Source organism: Acidovorax sp. GW823-FHT02H02, assembly GCF_058797075.1.
On record NZ_JBXAJH010000018.1, the window covers coordinates 94,958 to 101,476 of the forward strand.

The 6,519-nt window shown below is 61.6% G+C and carries 5 protein-coding genes; 4 read left to right on the forward strand and 1 reads right to left on the reverse strand.

What is annotated here, in order from left to right:
- The first annotated feature begins 65 nt into the window (after positions 1–65).
- Both map and AC1RDS_RS17740 read left to right on the forward strand, forming a co-directional pair.
- Positions 66–881: a type I methionyl aminopeptidase gene (gene map, locus AC1RDS_RS17735; RefSeq protein WP_092696652.1), complete on the forward strand. Its 816-nt coding sequence runs from the start codon at positions 66–68 to the stop codon at positions 879–881.
- Between the two features lie 72 nt (positions 882–953).
- Positions 954–3,545: a [protein-PII] uridylyltransferase gene (locus AC1RDS_RS17740; RefSeq protein WP_287877401.1), complete on the forward strand. Its 2,592-nt coding sequence runs from the start codon at positions 954–956 to the stop codon at positions 3,543–3,545.
- 161 nt (positions 3,546–3,706) lie between these two features.
- Here AC1RDS_RS17740 and AC1RDS_RS17745 read toward each other — a convergent pair whose 3' ends face one another.
- Positions 3,707–4,024: a single-stranded DNA-binding protein gene (locus AC1RDS_RS17745; RefSeq protein WP_287877402.1), complete on the reverse strand. Its 318-nt coding sequence runs from the start codon at positions 4,022–4,024 to the stop codon at positions 3,707–3,709.
- Positions 4,025–4,355: 331 nt separating this feature from the next.
- Between AC1RDS_RS17745 and AC1RDS_RS17750 the strand changes: the two genes are divergently transcribed.
- Together AC1RDS_RS17750 and AC1RDS_RS17755 are read left to right on the forward strand one after the other, a co-directional pair.
- Positions 4,356–5,687 (forward strand): tyrosine-type recombinase/integrase, encoded by a 1,332-nt coding sequence (locus AC1RDS_RS17750; protein WP_492227198.1) that lies wholly within the window; start codon positions 4,356–4,358, stop codon positions 5,685–5,687.
- A gap of 459 nt (positions 5,688–6,146) precedes the next feature.
- Positions 6,147–6,323 (forward strand): helix-turn-helix transcriptional regulator, encoded by a 177-nt coding sequence (locus tag AC1RDS_RS17755; protein ID WP_492227199.1) that lies wholly within the window; start codon positions 6,147–6,149, stop codon positions 6,321–6,323.
- Positions 6,324–6,519: the final 196 nt, after the last annotated feature.

A 6,519-nucleotide genomic window follows, 5' to 3' on the forward strand; every position in this document is an offset into this window, starting at 1 on the left:
CGGGAGCAGCCCACCGCCCATGCCCCTGCCCGGCAAGGCTTGAGGTGCGATGGGATAATTGCGGCATGAGTATCACCATCAAAACCGCGGAGGACATCGCCGGCATGCGCCTCGCCTGCCGCCTGGCCTCTGAAGTGCTGGACTACATCGCGCCGCACATCAAACCCGGCATCACCACCAAGGAAATCGACCGCCTGGGCGCCGAATGCATGGCCCAGCAAGGCACCATCTCGGCCACCGTGGGCTACCAGCCACCGGGCTACCCACCCTATCCCGGTGCACTGTGCACCTCGGTCAACCATGTGGTGTGCCACGGCATCCCCAATGACAAGCCCTTGAAGAAGGGCGACATCGTCAATGTGGACGTCACCGTCATCACCAAGGATGGCTGGTATGGCGACAACAGCCGCATGTACCTGATTGGCGAATGCTCGATTGCCGCCAAGCGACTGTCCGCCCTGACCTACGACGCCATGTGGCTGGGCATCCAGCAGGTGCGGCCCGGCGCGCACCTGGGCGACATCGGTCACGCCATCCAGAAATTTGCCGAAGGGCATGGCTTCTCGGTGGTGCGCGAGTTTTGCGGCCACGGCATCGGCAAGGTGTTCCACGAGGAGCCCCAGGTACTGCACTACGGCCGCCCCGGCACGCTCGAAGAACTCAGGCCCGGCATGGTGTTCACCATTGAGCCCATGATCAACGCCGGCCGGCGCGAGATCAAGGAGTTCGGCAACGATGGCTGGACCATCGTCACCAAGGACCACAGCCTGTCGGCGCAGTGGGAACACACGGTGCTGGTCACCGAGACCGGCTACGAGGTGATGACTTTGTCGGCCGGCTCGCCCCCGCTGCCCGCCTTTGTGACCGCCACGGCCACCTGAGGTGCGCCTGCCGCGAGCACGACTCTTGCTTGCCCAGGTCATGGCCCATCGCTTTCTTCCACTCCCTTGCCCATGACCGAAATCCACGCCCTGCGGGACGCCTACCGCCTCGACAAGGCAGCCCTGCTGGCCAGCATGCAGGCTACAGGCGCCTCAACCCGTGGCATCCGCGTGATGCTGCGCAAGCTCTCCACCCTGGCGGGCGGCTTGCTGCAGACCTTGTGGCAACGCGCCCAGCTTCCACCTGACCTGGCCCTGGTGGCGGTGGGCGGTTTTGGACGGGACCAGCTTTTTCCCTTTTCCGACGTCGATGTGCTGGTGCTGCTGCCCGAAGGCAGCACGCCAGAGGCAGGATGCGAACTGCGCACCCGGCTGGAAAGCTTCATTGGCAGTTGCTGGGATGCGGGCCTGGAAATCGGCTCCAGCGTGCGCACGGTGGCAGAGTGCCTGGCCGAGGCGGCGCTGGATGTGACGGTGCAGACCTCGTTGCTGGAGTCGCGCCTGGTCTGTGGCAACCCGGCCCTGTTTGCGCAGTTCCGCCAGCAATACGGCGCCCAGATGGACGCGCAGGCCTTTCTGGTGGCCAAGACGCTGGAAATGCGCCAGCGGCATACCAAATACGAAAACACGCCCTACGCGCTGGAACCCAACTGCAAGGAGTCGCCCGGAGGGCTGCGCGACCTGCAGATGATCCTGTGGGTGGCGCGCGCCGCAGGCCTGGGCAGCACCTGGAAGGAGCTGGCGGCCAGCGGCCTGGCCACGGCGTTCGAGGTACGCCAGATCGAACGCAACGAGGCCCTGCTGTGCCTGATCCGTGCCCGCCTGCACGCCGCCGCCGGCCGGCACGAGGACCGGCTGGTTTTCGACCTGCAGACGGCCGTGGCCGAATCGTTTGGCTACCGGTCGCAAGCGCCCGATGGCACGCGCCTGCCCATGCGCGCCAGTGAAACCCTGATGCGCCGCTATTACTGGGCGGCCAAGGCCGTGTCGCAGCTCAGCCAGATCCTGCTGCTCAACATCGAAGAGCGCCTGAGTCCATCGACCCACGAACCGCGGCCGATCAACGCGCGCTTTTTCGAGAAAGCCGGGCTCATCGAAGTGGCCAGCGATGACCTGTACGAGCGCGACCCGCACGCGATTCTGGAGACCTTCCTGCTCTACCAGACCACGGTGGGACTCAAGGATCTCTCGGTGCGCACGCTGCGCGCGCTGTACAACGCACGCGGCGTGATGGACGGCGCCTTTCGGCGCGACCCGGTCAACCGCACCGCCTTCATGCGCATCCTGCAGCAGCCCTCGGGCATCACGCATGCCATGCGGCTCATGAACCAGACATCGGTGCTGGGGCGCTACCTGTGGGCGTTTCGCGGCATCGTGGGGCAGATGCAGCATGACCTGTTCCACGTCTATACCGTGGACCAGCACATCCTGATGGTGCTGCGCAACATGCGCCGCTTCTTCATGGCCGAGCACGCGCATGAATACCCGTTCTGCTCGCAGCTCGCCGCAGGCTGGGACAAGCCCTGGATCCTGTACATCGCCGCGCTGTTCCATGACATCGGCAAGGGCCGCGGTGGTGACCATTCGCTGATAGGCGCCACGGAAGTGCGCCGCTTTTGCCGCCAGCATGGTGTGGCCCGGGAAGACGCCCGGCTCATCGAGTTCCTGGTGCGCGAGCACCTCACCATGAGCACCGTGGCGCAAAAGCAGGACCTGAGCGACCCCGACGTGATCGCCGCCTTTGCGCAGCGCGTGGGTGACGAGCGCAAGCTCACGGCCATGTACCTGCTCACCGTGGCCGACATCCGCGGCACCAGCCCCAAGGTCTGGAACGCCTGGAAAGGCAAGCTGCTCGAAGACCTGTACCGTGCCACCTTGCGCACCCTGGGCGGGCGCGCACCCGACGCAGCGGCCGAAATCGAGGCCCGCAAGCGCGAGGCGCTGGTGCTGCTGGCACTCAACGCCCTGCCCTTCGAGGCCCACAAGGCGCTGTGGGCCACGCTGGATGTCAGCTACTTCATGCGCCACGAGGCCGCCGACATCGCCTGGCACACCCGCCACCTGTCGCGCCATGTGGGTGCGGCCCACCCGGTGGTGCGCGCACGCCAGTCGCTCGCGGGCGAAGGGTTGCAGGTCATGGTTTACGCACCCGACCGGGCCGACCTTTTTGCCCGCATCTGCGGCTACTTCGATCGTGCGGGATTCAGCATTCTGGATGCGCGCGTGCACACGGCCAACAATGGCCACGCACTCGACACCTTCCAGGTCGTTGCCTCCAACCAGCCGGGCCACTACCGCGAACTCACGCACATGGTCGAAAACGATCTGGTGCGCGCCATCGAAACCGGGGGCCCGCTGCCCGACCCCGCCGCCCGGCGCGTGTCACGCCGTGTCAAGAGCTTTCCGGTGGCGCCCCGCGTCACGCTGCGCCCGGACGAAAAAGCACAGCGCTGGCTGCTGGCGATCTCGGCGAGCGATCGCGCCGGCTTGCTCTACCTGGTGGCTCGTATCCTGGCCCGCCACCAGTTGAGCGTGCAGCTGGCCAAGGTGAGCACGCTGGGCGAACGCGTCGAGGACACCTTCCTGATCCAGGGCCCGGAACTGCAAAGCAACGCCCGGCAGATCGAGATCGAAACCGAGTTGCTGCAAGCCCTTTCGGCCTGAGTGGCGGTCCATGGCCTGATACGGTCTTGCATTCAAGCGGATAACCAGGCGGGAAGCCGCAGACAGTGCTCTAGCACGGCAAGGCGAACCAACTATCGTTTACGTTTGAAGGCAAAACCGCATGAGCGGCGGCGGTCGATTCCCCCGCCGCCTCCAGGCGATCACGCCCTGCGGCCGTCGCCTGCGTCGCAAGCCGTCAGCACACGGTGTGCCACCATGTCCAGCGCGGGCCGGGTGTTGCCCTGCTTGTCTGTCCATACCCGGGGCGTAAGGCCGCCGGCCAGGGCAACGGGCTCGCCCTCACCCAGCGCCTGCAAGGCAGCGCACAAGGCAGGCTCGAAGCCGATCACATTCACGATCAGCGTTTCACCATCGCCACTGGTAGCCAGCACCTTGGCCACGGCAAAGGGCTTGCCCGCCTTGTCGGTGCGCAGTTCTACCGAACCAAAAAGCTTGCCTGCGACGAGTCCACTGATCATGGGATTTCCGGTAGGAGAGGATAAGGACAAGCCAGGACCCGCGTGCCCCGGCCTGCACATAGCAAAAAAGCCCAGAACCTTACGGCTCTGGGCTTTTGCTATCAATGGTCGGCGTGGCGGGATTCGAACTCGCGACCCCTTGCACCCCATGCAATTATTGGTCAATCCATCTAAGTCCACCTGAATCTCATAAATTAGATTTTTTTAATATAAATCAACAGGTTACGTAACTGAACAAAAATCCAAAATTCCACAAAGATCCACTACATTACCCTCATAGCCACGAAAACGGTGTGGCTAAAAGTGTGGCTAAATTTTCTTGTGGAACGTCATGACAGCAATCACAGTTAAGGAACTGCAAGCGCTCACGGTGGCAGACGATGGCCGCCGCATCAGCATGGGCGAATCGATGTACGGTACGGTGCGTGCCGGACGTGGCGGCGAGGTGAGTGTGTATGTTGTGTGGCGCTACAAGCTCAACGGGAAGCCGCGGCAGATTTCAATCGGAACTTGGAAAAACAAGGGCGGCGCCTCGTTGAAGGCGATCCGGGATAAGCGTGACAAGTTCGCCGCCGAGGTCAAGTCCGGAATCAACCCCATCGACCGGAAGGCCGCCGACAAGCTCAGGGTCCAGGCTGATCAAGCCGAGGCAATTCACCAGCAAATTGAGCGGTTACAGCAACTTGCAGAAAAACAGGCACGCCTGACAGTCCGGGGCCTGTTCGACCAATGGCAGGCTCTGGAACTCCGAACCCGCGCCGACAAGGGCATCGAGGCCAAGCGAGCTTTCGAGCGGGATGTTTTTCCCCAGATCGGCGACATGGCCGCAGCGGATGTCACTAAAGCACACATTCAGAACATTGTTGACACGATGATGATGCGCGACATCGTGCGGATGACAAAGCGCGTCCTCTCCGATTTGCGGCAGATGTTTGGCTTCGCGCTGGATCGGGACTTGGTCGAGGTTGACCCTACCGCCCGCATCAAGAAATCCAAGATCGGGCCAGATGGAGAGCGCGACCGTGTTTTGAGCGAATCGGAATTGACCGCACTCTTCAAGATGCTGCCAACGTCAGGCCTGGTCGACATCTCTCAAAACGCCTTACTCCTACAGCTTGCAACGATTACTCGCATTTGCGAGGTTCTGGGCGCCCGGTGGGATCATGTCGATTTTGAACGCCGCCTGTGGACGCTGCCCAAAACGAAAAACAAAAAATCCCACACCATCCGGCTGAGCGACTTTGCGCTGCGCCAGCTCGAACACCTGAAGGAACTTACTGGTCTGACCGAATGGGTCTTCCCTTCATCCCGGCTAAACGGCCCTGTATGTAGCAAGACAGTCACCAAGCAGGTAGCCGATAGGCAACGCACGGATCAGCCCATGTCAGGCAGGACAAAACTAATCGACGCACTAGCACTGCCGGGAGGCCAGTGGCGGCCGCACGACCTGCGCCGCACCGGGGCCAGCATGATGGCCGAATTGGGAGTCCTGCCAGATGTCGTGGAGCGTTGCCTGAACCACACCGAAGAAAACAAAATGAAGCGAATCTACCAGCGGGCTAAGTACGAAGGGCCCATGCACGACGCTTGGCGACTGCTAGGAGAACGCCTTGAGCTCCTAGCACAGAGCCCTACCAACGTGCGCACCTTGCGCGTGGCATGACCATATTGACCTCGTTACGCCCCTCGATAGCACAGAAAAATGTGTTTTGGAAGAAATTCACTCAATTTTCACCGTCGGGAATCCGTCCACCCCTCTGGAACCCGCATGAACAGTGGGTTTTCGTGATCTAAAGAAAGTCGAAACAAAAATCCGGCACCGTGCAAAAGCATTCCTAAACTCACTGCGTTAGTCCAAGAAAGGCCTTCACGGGCCATCTCAGACTGACAGGTACTCATAGCAAGAAACCCCAGATGCCCGGCAAGGCAAATGGGGTTTCAGGGGCACAAAGCCATGAAGAGATTTGCAGTCCACTTCAAGGGCACATGCTACACCCTTCACCCGTAACAGGGTGAACGGCAAGCATGCGCCAGGTCTGGCGGCCCCAGCTATGAGCTTTTTCGACCTTTTTGAGAAAGCAGTTTGGCAATGACTCATGCCGCAACATTACCGACCGCGCTCATGCGCCGCAAACAAGTGGAGGCCCAGACCGGCCTCGCACGGTCAACCCTCTACAAACTTATCGCCCATGGCGAGTTCCCTCCTCCCATCCGCATCACGGGCAAGGCCGTGGCGTGGCCCAGCTCTGATGTTGACGCCTGGATTGCAAGCCGGATCGCCGCAAGCAAGAGTGCCTGATAGGAGAAACCATGCAGAAGGAGAAATATATGGGCACGGAGTCAAGCCTTGCCATGGGTCGCCTGGCCTGGCCCGTGATCGAGATAAAACAGATTCTGGGGGTGTCCTGATGTGGGTCGGGGCCTGTCCGAATTTCTGTGTGTGAGGCTCATTGAACCTTCACCGATTTCGTGAAGCTGGTTGACTATCTTACGTG

Excerpts from the sequence above, each read along its gene's own strand:
- map (WP_092696652.1), top strand. The coding sequence starts at position 66 with ATGAGTATCACCATCAAAACCGCGGAGGACATCGCCGGCATGCGCCTC.
- AC1RDS_RS17740 (WP_287877401.1), top strand. The coding sequence starts at position 954 with ATGACCGAAATCCACGCCCTGCGGGACGCCTACCGCCTCGACAAGGCA.
- AC1RDS_RS17745 (WP_287877402.1), bottom strand. The coding sequence starts at position 4,024 with ATGATCAGTGGACTCGTCGCAGGCAAGCTTTTTGGTTCGGTAGAACTG.
- AC1RDS_RS17750 (WP_492227198.1), top strand. The coding sequence starts at position 4,356 with ATGACAGCAATCACAGTTAAGGAACTGCAAGCGCTCACGGTGGCAGAC.
- AC1RDS_RS17755 (WP_492227199.1), top strand. The coding sequence starts at position 6,147 with ATGCGCCGCAAACAAGTGGAGGCCCAGACCGGCCTCGCACGGTCAACC.